Genomic DNA, 18358 nt, shown 5'->3' with positions numbered 1-18358 from the left:
TAGAAGCAGAGTCTTCATCATAGATTGGAGAATTATTATGGTTAAAAAATTCGCATTTGCTAAAGGAATAGCAACAGGAGTCGTTGCAACAGCTGCTACTCTTGCAGGTGCTGCATTTGCTATCAAAAAAACAATTATTGAACCTGAGGAAGAAAAAATAGCTTTTATCGAAGAAAATCGTAAAAAAGCTGCACGTAAACGTGTCTCTCATTAAACAATAACTCCCTTACTAGCTAGTAAGGGAGTTATTTTATATTAAATTGTTCGCCTTAAAAAGAAAATATAACGTACCATTACTATCATAACAATAAGAGTTGTTGTCCCAATTTCAAAGTGGACTAGCCCCTGTATATCAACTGGTAATGATAGATGCTGAATACTTAATTTAAGTGAGGTAGCTGAGATAACAAGGGGGAAAGTAAAGGCTGAGAAACCTGGTGTAAAATCACCAATCAGTAATTTAGGCACCTGAAAAAGAATGAAAAAATAAAGAAATTGTGCCATTACGATTAATAGCAGTAATAAACCTCTATTTGGTGACACAAAACTATTGACATATCCCGCTGTGATTAGCGACATTGGAGCGCAAATAGTAGTTATATTAGGCTTAACTGCCGAAGGTAGCCCGATTTTATATGCTTTAATGAATAGAAATGGTAATAATACTAAAGTTGCAATAAAACCATACCAAAAAACTATTTTCCCAATAGTGAATTGTCCACTAATTGGTGCTGTCAGGCTAGCTACCCCTATACCAACATAGAGGACAGACCAAGAAGGAAAAAGATTAGCCATCGAAAAGTGTCTCAAATATTTCCATGAAAAAATAGCCATATGAATGATTAACGCAATAAATGACAACCACCATACACCTTTTGACAGAACTGCTACCCATATTCCTAAACTTCTAAATAATAAGATATAGGTCGATAAAATCATACCTGCCATAAAAAAAGTAGTAAAGACAGAAGCAATCAAAGGATTGCTTAACTCCTTCCTGCTTTCTTTTTTATTTTTTAATATTCCTTTGATTAAAAAAATCCAAAAAACAAGTGCTACTAGCCCTAAACAATAGCGAAAATAGGTGCCATATCCCTCTAGAAGGTTCCCCAAAGCTAATAGCCCCAATACTAATCCCGCCATCACTAATGGTGGTTTTTCCCAATTTTTCATCATATACCTCATAAAAAAACGTTTACATCTATTATAACACAATTAGATTTTGCTGATAAGTGATTTTATTAACTTAATGAAAAGAAGCTAGTCCATTGACTAACTTCTTTTTTAAGCTCTTCTAAAGTTTGCTTTTATTTTAAGTGACGATTCCTCTTTAAAGAGAGACCTACTAGAGCAAGTAGGCTTGCTAGAATGCTTATTCCTACTACACTTAGTATTTTTGATGACTTATCTCCAGTTTTTGGCAAATTAGCTTCATTTGTCAGATATGAATCGGCTTTCTTAGAAACTACAGGAATTATTGAGGTCTTATTAGCTATTCTATTTACTTTTTCTACCGTTTTAGATTCCTTGAAAGATTGGGTTTTGGGGTAATCTGCTTGCAATTCCTCCTTAGGACTAGGGGCAACTTTGCCAACTTTAATCACAATTGCTGTTAATGGATCAATCAGCAAACTATCTTTTTCAAAATGAACACCTCTAGGAGTTGAGATTGGTTTAATCCCTGCTTGATCAGCATCAACAATTACTTGCCCTTTTAAAAGGTGTTTATATTTTTCACCTAGTAAAACGTTTCTAGCTTTACTATCAGCATTAACAAATACTGCGTAAATATCACCTTTAGAATCTATTGTTTGGTAAGCAATAACCAAATCTTTTTCTTTAATATCACCTTGACCTACCTCTGTAATCAAGCTAACCTCACGATCAATTTCTGCTTTGCTCAATTTCCGGAAAGCATCTGTTGAACGCCTTAATGTGATTAAACCTGCTGTATAGGCCTGTGTTTTCGTTGAAATTGGGTGTTTGTTATTATCTGTGGCTGCTGCCCAATCAAAATGATTAATGGCATCTGAAGAATCATATGAATCATGAATAAAATATGGGTATTCTTTAACAGCTTCAATAAGTGTTGCTTTATTAGGCAATTTGTCATCTGAAACTTTTGTCATGTAATTAGGGTTAAGTAAACGCTTCGTACGACCATACTCTTGACCAGAATGAATGAATGCTGTCCCTTGAGATGTTAAAATCATTACATTTCCTAAACGCAGACGTCTATGAATCTCTTCTTCAGCTACCTTAGGGTCTTTATTAATTGATTTTGCAATCACATCATGCAAGGTAAGGTTATCATGTGCAGCAATATACTGCACCACATCTCCTGGCGAATCTGCTTCAAAATTCCCAGGTTGTGCTTTGATATTTTTAAAAATACCTTGTAAAGATTGTGGGCCACCTGTGATGAAAGCTGGAGTACCTTCATTTGGAAAACCAGATTTCAAGCTATTACGAATATCATCTGAAAAGACGCCAACTGTATCGGTTGACTTCATCCAATCTTGGTCAGCTGGTTTAACCGGCTTACCTTGATCACCTTGGAATGTTCTCCAGCCCTCACCAATCATAATCATATTAGGATTAATAGCTTTAGCTTCTTTATAAGCTAATTCAATCGCAGCCGCATCATGATCTCCCATCATATCAAAACGGAAACCATCAACTTTAAATTCACTTGTAAGATATTTAATGGAATCAACCAAAACACGACGACTCATTGCATGGGTGGTTCCTAAACGTCCCCCTCCAAAACTTTCTCTTGGTGAACCATCTTCATTCATAAAGTGATAATAATTAGGTTCTATATCCTCAAAGAGATAAGTTTTTGCAGTGTGATTATAGACGACATCAAGTATAACACCCATGCCACGTTTATGAATATCATGTATTAATTGTTTTAATTCGGCAATACGTGCTGATGGATCTTTTGGTTTCTCTGAATACATTCCAGAAAGAGCAAAATAGCTCTGTGGGTCGTAGCCCCAATTGTAATTATTGTCTGAGGAAGTGTAAGCTGTTGAGCGTGACTTATCCATTTCATTAACATAAAAATAACTCAATACCGGTAAAAGCTGAATGTGTGTAACTCCTAATTTCTGTAAATAATCTAGTTTCTCTGAAAAGGCTGCAAAGGTACCAAATTGATTTTTTAATTTTCCATCCAAAGATCGATCAGAAGTGAAGTCTCTTACATGTGCTTCGTATATAACAGCATCTTGTCTTCCTTTAAAATTAGCAATTTTAGCAAAACTTAAATTTTGAGGTCCAAGTTGACTTGGATTTACAAAAGCTGCTTTAGCCGTTTTAATATCGTCATTAACAGTATTACTATCCCACTCTGCTAATGACTTTGCATAAGGATCTAAAATCTTAACCTTATCCTTACCTCTTTTTATTTCGTAAAGATAATAGTAACCAGTATAGTTTTTAATACCTAATTTAGTATCAAGTATCGTCTGCCAAACACCTTTATTATTTTTCACAAGGGGGGTAGTCGCTACAACCCTGTTTTGGTTATCTTTGTCATAAATAATCATAGTGACACTATCACCACTCGGTGACCAGAGGCTGGCTTCAACTTTTGAACCATCTTGATTGAGAACTGCACCTAAATTTCCACTATAAGCATAAAGTTGGTCTTTAAATTCCCAAGATTGCCTTGTCATGACATTGTTACCATTATAAGATATGTTGAAATGACCTTGTTTAGGATTAAAGTCGCCTTTGATTATTAAAAGAGATTTACTAGTATCGAGAGTGATATCAGAAATTTGTATAGCATTTTGATTTTTATCAGTCACTTTCAATTCTTTTAAAATTTCAGTTTTATCTACCCCATCTAGAGTTGTAAAACTTGCTTGAATACTTGTTAAATCAATTTGTTGGGCATTCTTTAGCTGCACTTGATCAATGTAATAAGAATTATTATAAACCTTTGGATCCTTATCTTTTACAAAAATTTGGTTATGGTTAGCTAAATCTCTAAAAACATAGTCGTTGGGTTGAACTTTCACTGCATCTCCTGTCTTACTTTCATCTAAGATTAGAAAACCAATCTCTTTGGCGTTAGTTTTTAGTGATACATCAATATACCTTCCATATAGTCCTTGATTCACAAAATTACTACCATCTGGCCAAGTTGTTGAGGGGGTTGCAACATCTTTAAAGAGCCATGCTGATAAGTGGTCATAGTTACTAGAGGAACTCAAATAGTTAATACGGACATACCCTTCTTTGAGGGGTTGATAAGTATGTATACCGTACTTTTCATCAATCCAAACTTGGTTCATCTCAGGTCGTAATAATGGAATATGATGATCGCCGCTTAAATTTGTCCCTGCTTTGTTATTAATTAAAAAAGATATTTGTTTTCGTTGTTTTTCAGATAATTTAAAATCAACATAATAACCGTAATCATCTTTCTTAGCATCAGTCATAGGGATAGCACCATTTGGCCAATTACTAGACGGTTGATCAACATCTCCCCATATCCAAAGTCCAGTGCTTTCTACAGGATGACCTTGAGGCAATTCTTTAAGATGTAGCCTAAAGTAACCATTTTCAATCCGTGGAGCTTGATTAGCTACTTTCAAGGTAGGGCTTGGAGCACCTATAGCTTGAGAAGTTTTGTCGGGAGTATTTTGCAATGTAGATGGTGCTACTTTTAAATCTAAGGTATTTTTATCTGAAACAGGACCTTTATTTTCTTCAAGCAGGCTTGTCGCCTTATCCGGCTCTGTCACTCCCTTTTGAGTGTCAGTTTCATCTGATACTAATTGCTTGGTATCCGGCATATCTGAGGGTGTCACAACCGTCTCAGAGTTTGAGTTTATGTCATCTTTTAAATTAGTAGATTGTTGGTTGTCAACCTGATTAATATTCGACTCTGCAATCGCTGTAGTTGCAGGAGAAACACTTACTTCTTCAGCAAATACCTGTGGACTATGAAGAAAAATACATACCCCTGTTGCAACTGAAGCTACTCCAACACTTAACTTTCTAATCGTGTATTGAGTTTGTTTATCACCAAATAAGTCTTTTCTTTTCATATCATTCTCCTTTTTTAATGAATTGTTACCAATAAAATCATAACAATTTACGCAAGCGCTTGCAACAAGTAAATGATTTCTTTATTTTTTTGAAATTTTCACTAAAACTATCAATAGCATTACAAAAAAGCTAAGCAATATTGCCTAGCTTTTTTATCAAAAATTTCCTCATATCAAATGATTTTCATCAATTTGATAGTCCTTTAGCAGACCTTGAAGTCTATCAAATTCATAACAAAAATGTTCAGGAATATGACCGTCAGAGCCTATAGAGTATTGTTTACAACCAAGCTGTTTGAGTATCTCTAAAGCATAGCGATAAAGTTTTTCATTCCCATATAGATAAAGGGATTTGGTATTTAGTTCAAAAGCTAACCCCTTAGATAACATCTTTATGAAAATGCGCTTCAATTGCGTTTCAAACGGTTTTAAATCTTCTACATCTAAGTTTAACTTACGAAAACCATAATCAAAGTGAGCTAAAACGTGCGCTTCCACACGGCCTATGGCAAATTCCATACGATTAAAGTAATCTGCTAAAAGCTCCTTTGTTGGTACTTTCAGAGCTTCTTCTTGCAGATAATCATACCTACCATTATGATGGATTGACAATAGTTTTAAATCAAATTCTTTATTTTTTAAATAATCTAAAATATCTGATTCCCTATCTTTAAAATAACCGATTTCAATTCCTTTTTTAAATCGATTTCCATATTTCTGATTAAGATAATCTATTTTTTGACAATAAGCACTATAATCAGGAACATCGTCTTGACCGGTGTAAGGATTTGATAAATCAAAATGTTCTGTTGTGATAAATTCACCTGTAAAACCATTAATATAGTCCTCAAATGCCGTTTGACAATCATAGGAAAAATACGTGTGTAGATGATTATCTCTCATACCAACTCCTATCCTTAATCTTTTAAAATATCTGCTACTATCTTTTGTAAATCAACGATTAGATCTTTTTCAAACCATGGATTCTTCTTTAGCCAAATTTGATTTCGCGGTGATGGGTGAACCAGGGGTAAATAATCGGGTAGATAGTCTTTGTAAGCTTTAACTGTTTCTGTTAGATTTTTATGTGCGGAGCTTCCAAGATAATATTTCTGAGCATACTGACCAACTAGCAAGGTCAATTGAACATTAGGCATTTCTTTTAAAATAAGAGGGTGCCATTTCTCCGCAAAACCTTTTCTAGGGGGTAAATCTCCTGATTTTCCTTTGCCTGGGTAATAAAAATCTAAAGGTAAAACAGCAAATTTTCCAGAATGGTAAAATGTCTCTTCATCAACTCCAAGCCACTGGCGTAGACGATCTCCAGATTTATCTTTCCAATAGAGTCTTGCTTCTTGAGTTTTTAAACCAGGTGCTTGGCCAACAATATTGATCCTAGCTGTTTTAGGAGCAGCAAACAAAGGATCAATACCATTTTCTGTATAATTTTGATTCTGTGAATCACTTTTTATTGCTTTAATAATTTTTTCCAAGTCAGTCATAAAGTCTCCAAATCTAACCTTATGAAAAGAGGCAAAGACACTTTCATGTCTTCACCACCCTTTATCATTGATCACATATTTAGTTTAAGGATTATTTTATTTGATTAATTCATAGATAGCTTCTGCGTAGATAGCAGCCGAACGGAAAATATTTTCTAAAGGCATGTACTCATTAGCTTGATGCATAGTGTTTTCATCTCCTGGGAACATGGCACCGTATGCAACACCCCGTTCAAGTAAGCGACCAAATGTCCCACCACCAATAACCTGTTCATGTCCTTTAAGACCAGTTTGCTTTTCATAGACAGCTAGTAAGGTTGATACTAATTCATCGTCCATAGGTACATAGTGTGGTGTGTGTTCATGGTCAGAAAGAGTCACTTTTTCAACTCCGTTAAGTTTCTCAAGCTTAGTTTGGATAGTTTTAGCATCTGTCCCTTGTGGGTAACGGAAATTAAGAGCGATAGTATTATCATCATTAGTTTCATCAAACTGGAAGACACCTGCATTCATGCTCAATGGTCCCATACAGTCATCTTCATAAGCTACTCCAAGTTTTTCACCTGAGAAGTCTTCGTGAATAATGTTGGCTGTAACATCTAAGAAAGCACGAGCAGGACCTTCAAAATCAAATTGACTTAGATAAAGAGCTAAATAAGTCGCCCCATTAACACCTTCTTGTGGTGTTGAACCATGAGCAGATTTACCATAAACTGTTGCTGTATATTGCTCATCTTCTACAGATAATTCTGCTTTCAAATTATGTTTACTTGCAAAATCAGCTAGACTAGCCCCAAGTGTTGTCTGATCTAAATGACTTGTGAAACGTGCTGTGGCTGATTCTGGAACCATGTTTTCGCGAAGTCCGCCAGAAAAGCTATGCAGTCTAACAGCTCCCTTATTTTCTCCTGAAAAATGTAAATATTCAGTAATATTACCTTTTTCACCATTTATAATTGGAAATTCTGCATCTGGAGAGAAACCAAAATCAGGTTTTGGAAGACCAACATGTTCGAAGTAGTAATCCATATCTCCCCATCCAGATTCTTCATCAGTTCCTACAACAAAACGAACTTTCTTAGATGTTGGTAGCCCAAGCTCTTTAATAATTTTTAGAGCATAATAACATGCCATTGTTGGTCCCTTATCGTCTGATGAGCCTCGAGCATATAAACGGTTATCCTTGATAACTGGTTCATAAGGGTCTGTATCCCAACCGCTGCCTGCAGGAACAACATCTAAATGCCCAAAAATACCTAGTTCTTCTTCGCCTTGACCAAATGTAAAGTGTCCCGCATAATTATCTACGTTTTTTGTTTCGTAGCCATCTCGCTCAGCCATCTCAAGGAAAAATTCCAAGGCTTTTACAGGTCCAGGACCAAATGGATGCTCTGCATCAGCTTGTGAATCATCACGCTCCGAGTTAATGCGAAGAAGATTTATTAAATCGTCCATCAAAGCGTCTTTGCGTTTGTCTACTTCTGCTCTAAAATCAATTGTCATTACGGCAACTCCTTCTATAAAATATTATGTAGTTTGTGCTTAAAAATTAACGTTTTTCAATAATATGATCAACTGGCAAACGATAACTAGGTTCAACCTTTTCATCACTATAACCAACAGTAATTAATATTTCTGGTCTAAAACGTTTATCTATCTCTAAGACATCATTAGTAATCGCTTTATCGAACCCTAAAATCATATTAGAACTAATACCTTGATCTGTCAAGGCAAGTACTAAATTCATAGCAACGATACCTGCATTTAAAGAGAGATACTCTCCAGTTTGTTTTTCACTATATAAAGCATAGCGTGGTGGTAGAGTTTCCATGTAATAACCAATTAAATCATCAGGAAGAGATCTACGACCAATACGAGCTATTTTCCGTGATCTCTGTCCTAAATCTGTATCTGTAAATAAAGCAATAACATACTGCGCTTGATTAATTTGGTTACAATTACTTTCCGGTAAACCTTCTGCTAGAGCAGATTTTTTTTCTTGGACAACGACAAACTTCCAAGGCTGAATATTATTAGCAGATGGCGCTAATGTCGCAATTTCAATAGCAGTTCTAACATCTTTAAAGTCGACTGGTTTATCATTAAAATGTTTCACAGCATGGCGCTTCTTATTTAATTCTAGAAATTTCATAAAAACCTCCTATTCTATTTGATTTTCCCTACTATTCTATCACTTTTTAAAATGCGTTTCAGCTTTTGAAGGCAAAATTGATAAAAAAGTGAAACCGGTTTGAAAACTACCATAAAAAACAAACAAACTTGTGGTACAATATCTAATGACTATAAAAAAGGAGCTATTCATGCTACGAGCATTAAAAGAAGATTTTTTTCTAACCTTAACCTCTTTAAAAAATCAATTTTGGGTTTACATTGGAACTGGTATCTTAATCCAAACTTTAGTTGCTTATTTAGTAAAAGGAATTCTGAGTTTTATCTTTCGTCGGATATTGATATTGTCAAATACTCCCGCAGTGACTAAAGACAATTGGACTTTGCTTTTTAATCATCCCTTAGCTTTATTACTCTTTATACTTTATATCGTAATCCTAATTGGGTTCATCTATACTGAGTTCGCTATCTATACTATTGCCATACTGAAAACTGAATTTTCTCTCAGTATCAAAAAATGGCTAACAATCTTTCCTAAAAAAATAAAATCACTTTTAGGACCACAGCTAATTTGGGTATCAATCTACTTACTTTTGACAATTCCTCTAGCTAACCTTGGTCTAAGGTCAAGTATACTAGAGCATCTTAAAATTCCTGACTTTATTTCTGGCGAGTTAACAAAGACAGTCTTTGGAAAGATAGGTTACTCTACCCTTTTACTGCTTATTTGTTACTTAAACCTTCGATTAATTTATTTTCTCCCGCTGACCATTTTAACTGACTACAATGCTAAAGAAGCACTTTTAGAGAGTTGGAAACTTAGCCACGGAAAGCGTCAGTGGCGTCTTCTAAGTAAAATTATTTTAACCAGTTTATTTATATCTGTAATTGGAACAGTTGCACTAGCTGTTGTTGCTGGTACATTTTCATTCATTGATCATTCTGGAAACAATTTTCCTCTTCAAGCCACTTTCTATAACCTTTTAAAATCAATACTTTTTGCCGTAACACTTCTTATTAAATGTTTAATCATAAGTCACCTATTAGCAGATATTAAACAAAATAAAAGTATTGTTCAACAATGGAGAGCTTGGAAAGGCGTCCAACATAAGCAAAAATTTAAACACATTGCTTGTGTTATCCTAGCTCTAGCTATTGGTACCACTGCCTTAAAAAATGCTATAGCTCTGGCTCTCTTACAAGATAACATTTCAATTAAAAAAGAATTAATAGCCCATCGTGGTGATACATCACATGGCGTTGAAAATTCTATTGAAGCATTAAAAGCAGCCCATAAAGCAAAAGCAGATTACTCAGAGATGGATGTTATCATGACAAAAGATCATAAATTAGTAGTCATCCATGATGATAATCTCAAACGACTCTCTGGTATGAACAAAGATGTTTCTAAACTAACTTTAGATCAAGTTACAAAAATCCCAATTCACCAAGGGCGTTTTGCTAGTTACATTCCATCATTTGCAGAATTTATGAAGACCGCTCAGTCACTAGATCAAAAAATCATGATTGAATTGAAACCGTATAATCAAAACCTCGATATCTATGCGGATGAATTTATCAAAGAATTTAAAGAGCTTCGTCTATCAACCAAGCATAAAGTAATGTCTCTCAACTTGACACTCATTGAAAAGGTTGAGAAAAAATTGCCACAACTTGATACAGGTTACCTAATCCCACTACACTGGGGGACGCTTCAAAATCATAACGTTGACTTTTATGGGATTGAGGAATTTTCATACAATGATTGGATTGCATATCTCGCCCAAGAATATAATAAACAGCTCTATGTTTGGACTATTAACCGTGATAACCTTATGATACGTTATTTACAAAGCCCAGTTAATGGAATCATCACAGATGAACTCAATCTTTTCAAGGTCATTAATAAAGATATCAAAAATAGCCCTAATTATTATCAAAGAGCTCTCCAACTTATTGATAGCGAGGGTTAAATTAAATAAAAAGCTTAGTAGAACAGTATCTACTAAGTTTTTTATTTAGGAGGATCATTAAGAGAATCTCGGAGACTTTCTGCAACAGTCCTAGGAATACCACACATAATAATGTCCTCAATCTCAGCTTTTTGGATATTAGGTAAGCTTTTAAAATGTTTCATTAGCAATTGTTTACGTTTTGGTCCCAACCCAGTGATACCATCTAATTTTGAAGAAAAGGAATTTTTGGAGCGTAATTGACGATGAAAAGTAATAGCAAAACGATGTACCTCATCTTGAATACGGTGAAGTAAGAAAAATTCTTCTGAATTACGCGGTAGCTCTACTACTTCTAAAGGATCTCCAAAAAGTAATTCATGTGTTTGGTGTTTATCATTCTTTTGCAAACCTGCAATAGGTATGGCTAAACCAAATTTGTTCTCAATAACATCACGCGCTATATTTACTTGCCCCTGACCACCATCAATTACAATCAAGTCCGGAGGTGTCAAGCCATCTTTTAAAACCCTACTATAACGCCGATGAATGACTTCTCTCATACTAGCATAATCATCTGGTCCGATAACAGTCTTAATTTTAAACTTTCGATAGTCTTTTTTACTTGGCTTTCCATTCACAAATACCACCATAGCAGCTACTGGACTTGTCCCTTGAATATTGGAATTATCAAATGCTTCTATGCGTACTGGTTTAGGGATATTAAGAAGATTACCTAAATTTTCAATTGCCCCATGAGTTTTACGAATATCTTTTTCCAGTAAGTCAAACTTCTGTTGTAAACTGACACGAGCATTTTTTATTGCCAGATTTACTAACTGTTTCTTTTCACCACGTTGTGGTTTAACAATCTTACAGCCTACAATTGTTTCAACCGACTTAGCATCAATATCCTGTGGAATAAAGACTTCTTTGGGTAGAAAATGTTTTGTATCTTGATAAAATTGCCCTATGTAAGTTAGAAAATCTTCCTCTGGTTCATTATAATAAGGAAACATATTCACGTCACGCTGAATCAATTTTCCATTTCGAACAAAAAAGACCTGTATACACATCCAACCCTTATCAACAAAATAACCAAAAACATCTCTATCCTTCATATCTTGATGAATAACACGCTGCTTAGTACGCAACAAACTAATTGCTTCGATCAAATCTCGATACTCAGCCGCACGCTCAAATTCCATAGTCATAGCAGCGCTCTTCATTTTTTCAGTTAATCCGTTAACAATTTTATTATCTTTACCATTAAGAAACTGTTTTACATCTTCTCTCAGACTATCCCAATAAGCTTTATTAGTTTGACAAACTGTATGTGCATTGCATTGCCCTAAATGATAATAAAAGCATACTTTATTTGCTGGATTAGTACATTTCTTAAAAGGAAAGAGCCTATCTAGTAACCGCTTAATCTCAGTTGCTGCCCCAGAATCCGGATAAGGTCCAAAATAAGTGCCATCTGATTTTTTTACTTGACGTGTAATCATAAGACGAGGATAACGTTCATTTGTTATTTTGATATATGGGTAAGACTTATCATCTTTCAATCGAATATTATACTTCGGCATATTTTCTTGGATTAAATTAATTTCCAATAATAGAGCTTCGGTATTAGATGTTGTCACAATGTATTCAAAGTCTTCAATCTCAGAGACCAAAAGTTCTGTCTTAGTATTATGACTCCCATGAAAATAACTTCTCACACGATTCTTAAGATTTTTAGCCTTACCTACATAGATAATTGTCCCATTCTTATCTTTATGAAGGTAACAACCAGGACTGTCTGGTAACAATTCTAGCTTATGTTTAATCAGTTCATTCATAGAACTATTATAACAAAATGTACTGTAATCTTTACGAAATAAATACTATTCCCCAACATCTATTGTATCTTCCAATACTTGAATAAAACCTCAATACTCCTAGTCTAAGCAATTATTTTATGTTACACTTTAAACAAGTGAATTATTGAGGAGTTTTTATGATAGACGTTGAGAATATTCTTGAAAAAATGAAACCTAACCAAAAAATCAATTACGATTGGGTCATGCAACAAATGGTTAAGCAGTGGCAAGCTAGTGATATCCGTCCTAAAATTCTGATGCATGTCTGCTGTGCTCCTTGTAGTACATATACCCTTGAATACTTATCACAATGGGCAGATGTTACCATCTATTTTGCTAATTCAAATATCCATCCTAAAGATGAATATTATCGCCGCGAATATGTTACTCAAAAATTTGTTCATGATTTCAACAAAAATACTGGATATTCTGTACAATTCTTATCAGCACCATATGAACCAAATGAATTTTTCAAAATTGTTCATGGGTTAGAAGAAGAACCTGAAGGTGGGGAGCGTTGTAAAGTTTGCTATGATTTCCGTCTTGATAAGACAGCGGAAAAAGCCGTTGAACTAGGTTTTGATTACTTTGGCAGTGCCCTAACTATTAGTCCTCACAAAAACTCTCAAACAATCAATACTATTGGTATTGATGTCCAAAAAATTTATGATACTCAGTATCTTCCTAGCGACCTTAAAAAAAATAAAGGTTACCAACGTTCCGTTGAGATGTGTAAAGATTATGATATCTACCGCCAATGTTACTGTGGGTGTATCTTCGGTGCTAAAGATCAAGGGATAAATCTTCTCCAAATCAAAAAAGATGCGAAAGCTTTCATGAGTGATAAAGACGGCAAAGAAGAATTTCCTAATATACGCTTCACATTTAATGGCAAGTCAATGTAAATGATAAAAAAGACTTAGTAAAGAACTAAGCCTTTTTTGGTATAAATCTTGTCAAACTTTAATAATACAACTTCTTAATCTTTTGCAGACGTTGGTTTAGAAATAGACCGCAAACAAAAATACCTGTGATTAAACCAATCCAATAGGCAAACGGACCTAACTGGCTATTTTTTTCTAAGATAACCGCTAATGGCAAAGCACATAACCAATAAGCGCCCGCACCGATCATAAACGGTTTTGTTGTATCCTTATAGCCTCGTAAAATCCCCTGTACAGGAGCTGCATAAGCATCTGCAAACTGGAAAAAGAGACTATAAGTTAGGAATTGAGCTGTAATAGCGACAAAGTGAGGGTCACTATTATACATTGCTGCTACATTCTCACGAAATAGAAATAAAAATAGTAAGGTCCCTGATGTAATCCCTACCGCTGTTAAGCGTCCTATCCTACTGTAAGTGTTTGCGTCCTGAAAGCGCTCTGCCCCTACTTCAAACGATATTGTAATAGCTAGAGCAGTGGAAATACTTAAAGGAAAGGCATACATTAATGATGAAAAATTCATAGCAGCCTGATGTGCTGCAATAATGATTGAAGAAAATTTTGCCATGAATAAGCCTACTACTGCAAAAATTGCAACTTCTGCAAAAATTTGTAAACCAATCGGTAATCCCAATCGAATATCTTCAATAATCAAAGGAGTTTTTATTCTTTCCAGAGTCCATATATGATATGTTTTAATTTGAGGATGAAGTGCCATCACAATAATAATAACAATAAAAATAGCCCAATAAGTTAAAGAAGTTCCAAGACCTGCCCCCGCACCTCCTAGTCTAGGCATACCAAATTTACCGTAGATAAGCATATAATTAAAAAATGAATTAAAGGGTAGAATTAAAAGCATCAGATACATAGATAACCTTGTTAACCCCAATGCATCAAAGAATGAACGGCAAATGCTAAACAACACCAGCGGCATGATTCCAATCAACATATAATTTAAATAACCACGACCAACTGCTAGAACTTCATCTTCTAAACCCAAACTCCCCAAGACAGGTTGAGCAATGAATTGCATGATTAAAAATAATATTAAGGACAGTATCAAACCTAAATATAGAAATTGGTGAAATTCTGTGCGAATTTGTTCTTTATTTCCTCTACCCAAATGTTGACCAACTACTGGTACTAATGCTGAAATCATACCTACTAATAAAGCGAAAAACGGAGTCCATAAATTACTAGCAGTTGACACACCTGCCAAATGTAGCTGACTATACTGTCCAGTCATAACCGAATCAATAAAAGTAGCTGAAAAATTAGCAAATTGATAAATTAATACTGGGATAAATAATTTCAAAAATAAAACAAATTTTTCCTTATTTGTCTGAGTTTGATACATCTTTTTTCTCCTTTTCACCTTAATCAATTTATTTTAGCTTAGCTAGAATACTCTGTCAATGCTATTTAAAAAGGCTGAGAAATAATCCTCAACCCCATTTTAGCTAAGCTCAGTATTGATTTGCCATGTCATACCATATTTGTCAGTCACATTTCCATAAGCTGGACTCCACGGAACTGCTTGTAGAGGCATTTTAATGTTCATTGCATCTCGAGAAAGCTTATTGAATAACTCTTGCGCTTCTTCTACAGATTCTACAATTAAAGCTGCTGTCATATTTTGTCCAATTTGAAAATCAAAAATAGGATTATTGTCAGAAAGTTGCATTCGAATACCATCAATATTAAATTGAGCGTTCATAATTAAATATTCAAGTTCTGGCGGACAATCTGGCCAGCCCTGTGCAAAAGTTGTGACGTGTTCTGCTTTTGTATTAAAAGCCTCTTCATAAAATGTAATAGCTTCGGCCCCACGCCCATTAATATTCATATAAATTTCAATTGCTTTCATTACCATACCTCACTTCATATTATCCAACCAACGCTGCATCAGAGTTTCATTTTCTCCTTTTAGGGTAAAATAAGAACCACGTATTATACCTGCGAGTTTTGACTTTTGACGAGCGAACTTAAACTTGTCCGCTAATTCAATAGGAATATCCATTCCATCTGATAATTTTAAACCTACAGCTCTCTTTTTAGGATTATCTAATTCATATAAAATATTAATGGCTAAACCATCCTCATAGAAAACATGTGTCCATAAAATACGATTCTCTAAAAAAAGCTGTGAAATCTCTAAAGGCTTTGCAGCAAAAACAAGGTTACGTTCATTTTTTAGAAGGTGATTAATATCTGCCATCAATTCTGGATAGTCTGATACTGGAAATGTTTCGTAGGCTACTTTGAATTTATTCCAGAAATAGCGAGCTTCATTTGCACGCAAACCAGCCAAGGCTTCTGCCACTGGAGAAGTCTCCAAACCTTTAGTTGAAACGGTTTTGTCGATAATCATGTTCTTTCCTTTTTGATTAAAATCTTCGATAATTTAGTATACTCTTTTTTGAAGAAAAAGTACATTCTAATCACTTATAAAAAGTAGTAAAGTAGTACATTTAGAACACTACCACATCAGTAATTTCTTGACCTTTCTCTACTTAATACTTATAATTAATCTAGACTTGATGTCAAAGCATCAATCAAGGTGTAAACCTGATTCACCTAAAAAGCTGATGGAGCTAAACATGACCAAAAAGATATTCTTATTTATCTGCGCTACTCTTTTAATAGGAATAGCCTTATATACACCAACAACTTCTATTTTTAATCATAACAACGTTTATGCTGCCACCAAGAAAGCAAAAGTTAAATTTAATAAAACTCAAAAAACAATTGTCAAAAAAGCAAGAGAATATGCTAAGTCTGGCCATATGTCTAAAGATAGTATCATTGAAAAATTAAAAAAGGATTCTAAGAAATATCGTCAAGAAGACATCAACTTTGTGATTAATAACCTCAAGGTTGATTACAAAAAAAATGCCTTGATTTCTGCCAAAATTTATTCAAAGACCATGAATTTATCTAAACAATCTATCTTTGAACAGCTCTATTCGGAGTCTCCAGATAAGGCAACCCACTCTGATAAATTTACAAAAGAAGAATCCCAATATGCTATAGACCATCTCAAAGTAGATTTCAAAGAAAATGCTCTTGAGACTGCTAAAAGTTATCAAAGTAGTTCTTCTTTATCCAAAGAAGAAATCTATAAACAATTGACATCTACGCTGGGCGATAAATTCACAAATGATGAAGCCCAATATGCTGTAGATCATTTGAAATGATGACATACCAATAGTCTATCCTTATGTAATAGAATTGATAGCTTATGCTAATATTCCAGCTGTAAAATAGCAAGAACCCTCCTAAGTTCATTAAGACTTAGGAGGGTTTTTATCAATAAATAATCTTTGGGTTAATTCCAATAAACAAGCACTATAGATAAATCTATAGCTGTATTAGCCAACACACTTATACTAAGCATCACAAACTAGAGACTTCCATAATAATCTCTGTCCTTTTGTGAATCATAAGTCAATCAGTCTGTCGGTCCCCAAATTAATAGAATACAAAATAGAATAACCATTAAAACAAAGGCACTTATATAGATTACACGACCTATTGGGTGTCTGGGATTCACGGCGACACCGAAGCATCTTACTTCTGAAAAATTTTTAGAACTTTGAAATCTATTACTTTCAAATTGGTATCCAGCAAGCAACATACAAAATATTGAGGCGCATAGTAAACAAGCTAATACTTTTTGGTTTTTAAGTGATATCGTATTGTTTAAATATAGCATGAGCCCCATTATACCTAACTCACAAATAAGAAAAGTAAAAAATAAATATAGTGAAATATTGACTTTTCTTTTTTCTGTATGGTGGGATATGCTATTAAGACTCTTTGGATGGGAACATCTGTGATAATAATTTCCAAACAAGAGTATGATTGTCAAAATTCCTAATCCTAAAATACCTATTAAATAATCAAAATTAAGGAAAATAGAAACAATAGCTAATAGGATAAAAAACAATGTCATCACTAGGTTAAATAATATCCTTTTATTCAATGTAAGCTCCTTAAAATAACTAATAGTTACTTGTTTTTTGAACTAAAATAATTGTAAATTAGACTAGTTAATGAATAACAAACATTGTGATAGCAATCGCCACCCCCTCAAACTATTTTAACATACTTTTATTTCTACTTCTTGTTGAGACCTTATATCTGTCTAAGATTGATTTATTGGCATTATTTAGTCGCTTTTTTATTTACACAGTATCTATTTCAGACAATCTTAAACCTTGTATCAATCTTTTTCCATCGTTAAATACTGGTAGACAGTTATTATGGGTGACAATAAACTCAGTACAAAGATTATTTGTACTAACAATTTAGTCGGTTGCCTAATACTCCCTATTTGTGTCAACATAATAAAAGTGGCATTTATAAAAATAATACCATTCAATAAAATACTTAATAATTGAAATTTCATGCATTACCTTTTTCTGATTCTTATGATATGATCTACTTTATTGTAAATATCTGGAGAGTGTGTTGCTATAATAATAATCTTTTTCTCCGTTTTCAGCCCTAAGATTAGCTCAATAATTTCATCACTATTTTTTTATCAACAGATGCCATAGGCTTATCTGCTAAAATAATAGGAGAATCTTTGAGTATGGTTTTAGCAATCGCTACACGTTGAGCTTCTCCTCCTGATAATGAAAAGATTTTTCTATTTAAATCGATATTCAAATTGACACTTTTAAGCGCCATGCGCATCTGGGAGAGTTTTTCATTTTTAGTTATTTTTTTACCTAAAAATGCCAATTCCAAATTCTCCTGAATTGTTCTATTGTCAATCAAACCAAAATTTTGAAATAAATAGCTAAGGTGGTTCTTAAAATAATCTTTTTCTTTTATTTTGTTTAAATTGATTCCATTCACAAGAATAGTTCCGGAATCAATCGCTTCTAG

At 34.1% G+C, this 18358-nt stretch carries 16 protein-coding genes; 4 read left to right on the top strand and 12 right to left on the bottom strand.

Features of this window, described 5'->3' with window-relative positions; genetic code table 11:
- Positions 1 to 37: 37 nt before the first annotated feature.
- On the top strand, positions 38 to 214 hold the full coding sequence (locus HMPREF9171_RS05950) for a DUF3042 family protein (protein ID WP_000239229.1): 177 nt from the start codon (positions 38 to 40) through the stop codon (positions 212 to 214).
- A gap of 41 nt (positions 215 to 255) precedes the next feature.
- Here HMPREF9171_RS05950 and HMPREF9171_RS108615 read toward each other — a convergent pair whose 3' ends face one another.
- The 6 genes from HMPREF9171_RS108615 to HMPREF9171_RS108640 all read right to left on the bottom strand — a co-directional run bounded on the left by HMPREF9171_RS108615 (position 256) and on the right by HMPREF9171_RS108640 (position 8720).
- A complete protein-coding gene (locus HMPREF9171_RS108615) occupies positions 256 to 1173 on the bottom strand; it encodes a TDT family transporter (RefSeq protein WP_000800361.1) in 918 nt (305 codons plus the stop codon).
- Between the two features lie 134 nt (positions 1174 to 1307).
- Entirely contained in the window at positions 1308 to 5066 is a 3759-nt protein-coding gene (locus tag HMPREF9171_RS108620) for a pullulanase (protein ID WP_000823023.1), read from the bottom strand.
- 168 nt (positions 5067 to 5234) lie between these two features.
- On the bottom strand, positions 5235 to 5969 hold the full coding sequence (locus HMPREF9171_RS108625) for a PHP domain-containing protein (RefSeq protein ID WP_001205495.1): 735 nt from the start codon (positions 5967 to 5969) through the stop codon (positions 5235 to 5237).
- A 14-nt stretch (positions 5970 to 5983) separates the two neighbouring features.
- Complete coding sequence (locus HMPREF9171_RS108630) at positions 5984 to 6568, bottom strand: uracil-DNA glycosylase family protein (protein WP_000130593.1); 585 nt, start codon at positions 6566 to 6568, stop codon at positions 5984 to 5986.
- A 96-nt stretch (positions 6569 to 6664) separates the two neighbouring features.
- On the bottom strand, positions 6665 to 8071 hold the full coding sequence (gene pepV / locus HMPREF9171_RS108635) for a dipeptidase PepV (protein WP_000150956.1): 1407 nt from the start codon (positions 8069 to 8071) through the stop codon (positions 6665 to 6667).
- 46 nt (positions 8072 to 8117) lie between these two features.
- Complete coding sequence (locus HMPREF9171_RS108640; RefSeq protein ID WP_000670189.1) at positions 8118 to 8720, bottom strand: nitroreductase family protein; 603 nt, start codon at positions 8718 to 8720, stop codon at positions 8118 to 8120.
- Between the two features lie 169 nt (positions 8721 to 8889).
- On the opposite strand from HMPREF9171_RS108640, the gene HMPREF9171_RS108645 reads away from it, so the two are divergent.
- Positions 8890 to 10671: a glycerophosphodiester phosphodiesterase gene (locus HMPREF9171_RS108645; protein WP_000942615.1), complete on the top strand. Its 1782-nt coding sequence runs from the start codon at positions 8890 to 8892 to the stop codon at positions 10669 to 10671.
- Positions 10672 to 10712: 41 nt separating this feature from the next.
- Here HMPREF9171_RS108645 and uvrC read toward each other — a convergent pair whose 3' ends face one another.
- On the bottom strand, positions 10713 to 12494 hold the full coding sequence (gene uvrC, locus HMPREF9171_RS108650) for an excinuclease ABC subunit UvrC (RefSeq protein ID WP_001003963.1): 1782 nt from the start codon (positions 12492 to 12494) through the stop codon (positions 10713 to 10715).
- Positions 12495 to 12652: 158 nt separating this feature from the next.
- Here uvrC and HMPREF9171_RS108655 point away from each other — a divergent pair, with 158 nt between their 5' ends.
- Positions 12653 to 13420 carry an epoxyqueuosine reductase QueH gene (locus tag HMPREF9171_RS108655; RefSeq protein ID WP_000567587.1) on the top strand — a complete coding sequence of 256 codons (768 nt, stop codon included), beginning with the start codon at positions 12653 to 12655 and terminating at the stop codon, positions 13418 to 13420.
- A gap of 58 nt (positions 13421 to 13478) precedes the next feature.
- Here HMPREF9171_RS108655 and HMPREF9171_RS108660 read toward each other — a convergent pair whose 3' ends face one another.
- The 3 genes from HMPREF9171_RS108660 to HMPREF9171_RS108670 form a co-directional block, all read right to left on the bottom strand.
- Positions 13479 to 14819, bottom strand: coding sequence for an MATE family efflux transporter (locus HMPREF9171_RS108660; protein WP_000285043.1), 1341 nt, complete (start codon positions 14817 to 14819; stop codon positions 13479 to 13481).
- 99 nt (positions 14820 to 14918) lie between these two features.
- Positions 14919 to 15335: a VOC family protein gene (locus HMPREF9171_RS108665; protein ID WP_001872211.1), complete on the bottom strand. Its 417-nt coding sequence runs from the start codon at positions 15333 to 15335 to the stop codon at positions 14919 to 14921.
- A gap of 3 nt (positions 15336 to 15338) precedes the next feature.
- Entirely contained in the window at positions 15339 to 15833 is a 495-nt protein-coding gene (locus HMPREF9171_RS108670) for a DUF8821 family protein (RefSeq protein WP_000582628.1), read from the bottom strand.
- A gap of 229 nt (positions 15834 to 16062) precedes the next feature.
- On the opposite strand from HMPREF9171_RS108670, the gene HMPREF9171_RS108675 reads away from it, so the two are divergent.
- On the top strand, positions 16063 to 16659 hold the full coding sequence (locus HMPREF9171_RS108675; RefSeq protein ID WP_000162271.1) for an Ltp family lipoprotein: 597 nt from the start codon (positions 16063 to 16065) through the stop codon (positions 16657 to 16659).
- A gap of 254 nt (positions 16660 to 16913) precedes the next feature.
- Here HMPREF9171_RS108675 and HMPREF9171_RS1000000114110 read toward each other — a convergent pair whose 3' ends face one another.
- Both HMPREF9171_RS1000000114110 and HMPREF9171_RS108690 read right to left on the bottom strand, forming a co-directional pair.
- Positions 16914 to 17447: a hypothetical protein gene (locus HMPREF9171_RS1000000114110; protein ID WP_001042298.1), complete on the bottom strand. Its 534-nt coding sequence runs from the start codon at positions 17445 to 17447 to the stop codon at positions 16914 to 16916.
- 530 nt (positions 17448 to 17977) lie between these two features.
- Positions 17978 to 18358, bottom strand: a 381-nt coding sequence (locus tag HMPREF9171_RS108690) for an ATP-binding cassette domain-containing protein (RefSeq protein ID WP_001872203.1), incomplete at its 5' end; no start/stop codon positions are given.

The organism is Streptococcus agalactiae ATCC 13813 (assembly GCF_000186445.1).
GTDB classification, from domain to species: domain Bacteria; phylum Bacillota; class Bacilli; order Lactobacillales; family Streptococcaceae; genus Streptococcus; species Streptococcus agalactiae.
The sequence above is the reverse complement of the archived record's forward strand: the minus strand, read 5'-3'. Positions and strand labels throughout refer to the sequence as shown.

Excerpts from the sequence above, each read along its gene's own strand:
- HMPREF9171_RS05950 (WP_000239229.1), top strand. The coding sequence starts at position 38 with ATGGTTAAAAAATTCGCATTTGCTAAAGGAATAGCAACAGGAGTCGTT.
- HMPREF9171_RS108615 (WP_000800361.1), bottom strand. The coding sequence starts at position 1,173 with ATGAAAAATTGGGAAAAACCACCATTAGTGATGGCGGGATTAGTATTG.
- HMPREF9171_RS108620 (WP_000823023.1), bottom strand. The coding sequence starts at position 5,066 with ATGAAAAGAAAAGACTTATTTGGTGATAAACAAACTCAATACACGATT.
- HMPREF9171_RS108625 (WP_001205495.1), bottom strand. The coding sequence starts at position 5,969 with ATGAGAGATAATCATCTACACACGTATTTTTCCTATGATTGTCAAACG.
- HMPREF9171_RS108630 (WP_000130593.1), bottom strand. The coding sequence starts at position 6,568 with ATGACTGACTTGGAAAAAATTATTAAAGCAATAAAAAGTGATTCACAG.
- pepV (WP_000150956.1), bottom strand. The coding sequence starts at position 8,071 with ATGACAATTGATTTTAGAGCAGAAGTAGACAAACGCAAAGACGCTTTG.
- HMPREF9171_RS108640 (WP_000670189.1), bottom strand. The coding sequence starts at position 8,720 with ATGAAATTTCTAGAATTAAATAAGAAGCGCCATGCTGTGAAACATTTT.
- HMPREF9171_RS108645 (WP_000942615.1), top strand. The coding sequence starts at position 8,890 with ATGCTACGAGCATTAAAAGAAGATTTTTTTCTAACCTTAACCTCTTTA.
- uvrC (WP_001003963.1), bottom strand. The coding sequence starts at position 12,494 with ATGAATGAACTGATTAAACATAAGCTAGAATTGTTACCAGACAGTCCT.
- HMPREF9171_RS108655 (WP_000567587.1), top strand. The coding sequence starts at position 12,653 with ATGATAGACGTTGAGAATATTCTTGAAAAAATGAAACCTAACCAAAAA.
- HMPREF9171_RS108660 (WP_000285043.1), bottom strand. The coding sequence starts at position 14,819 with ATGTATCAAACTCAGACAAATAAGGAAAAATTTGTTTTATTTTTGAAA.
- HMPREF9171_RS108665 (WP_001872211.1), bottom strand. The coding sequence starts at position 15,335 with ATGGTAATGAAAGCAATTGAAATTTATATGAATATTAATGGGCGTGGG.
- HMPREF9171_RS108670 (WP_000582628.1), bottom strand. The coding sequence starts at position 15,833 with ATGATTATCGACAAAACCGTTTCAACTAAAGGTTTGGAGACTTCTCCA.
- HMPREF9171_RS108675 (WP_000162271.1), top strand. The coding sequence starts at position 16,063 with ATGACCAAAAAGATATTCTTATTTATCTGCGCTACTCTTTTAATAGGA.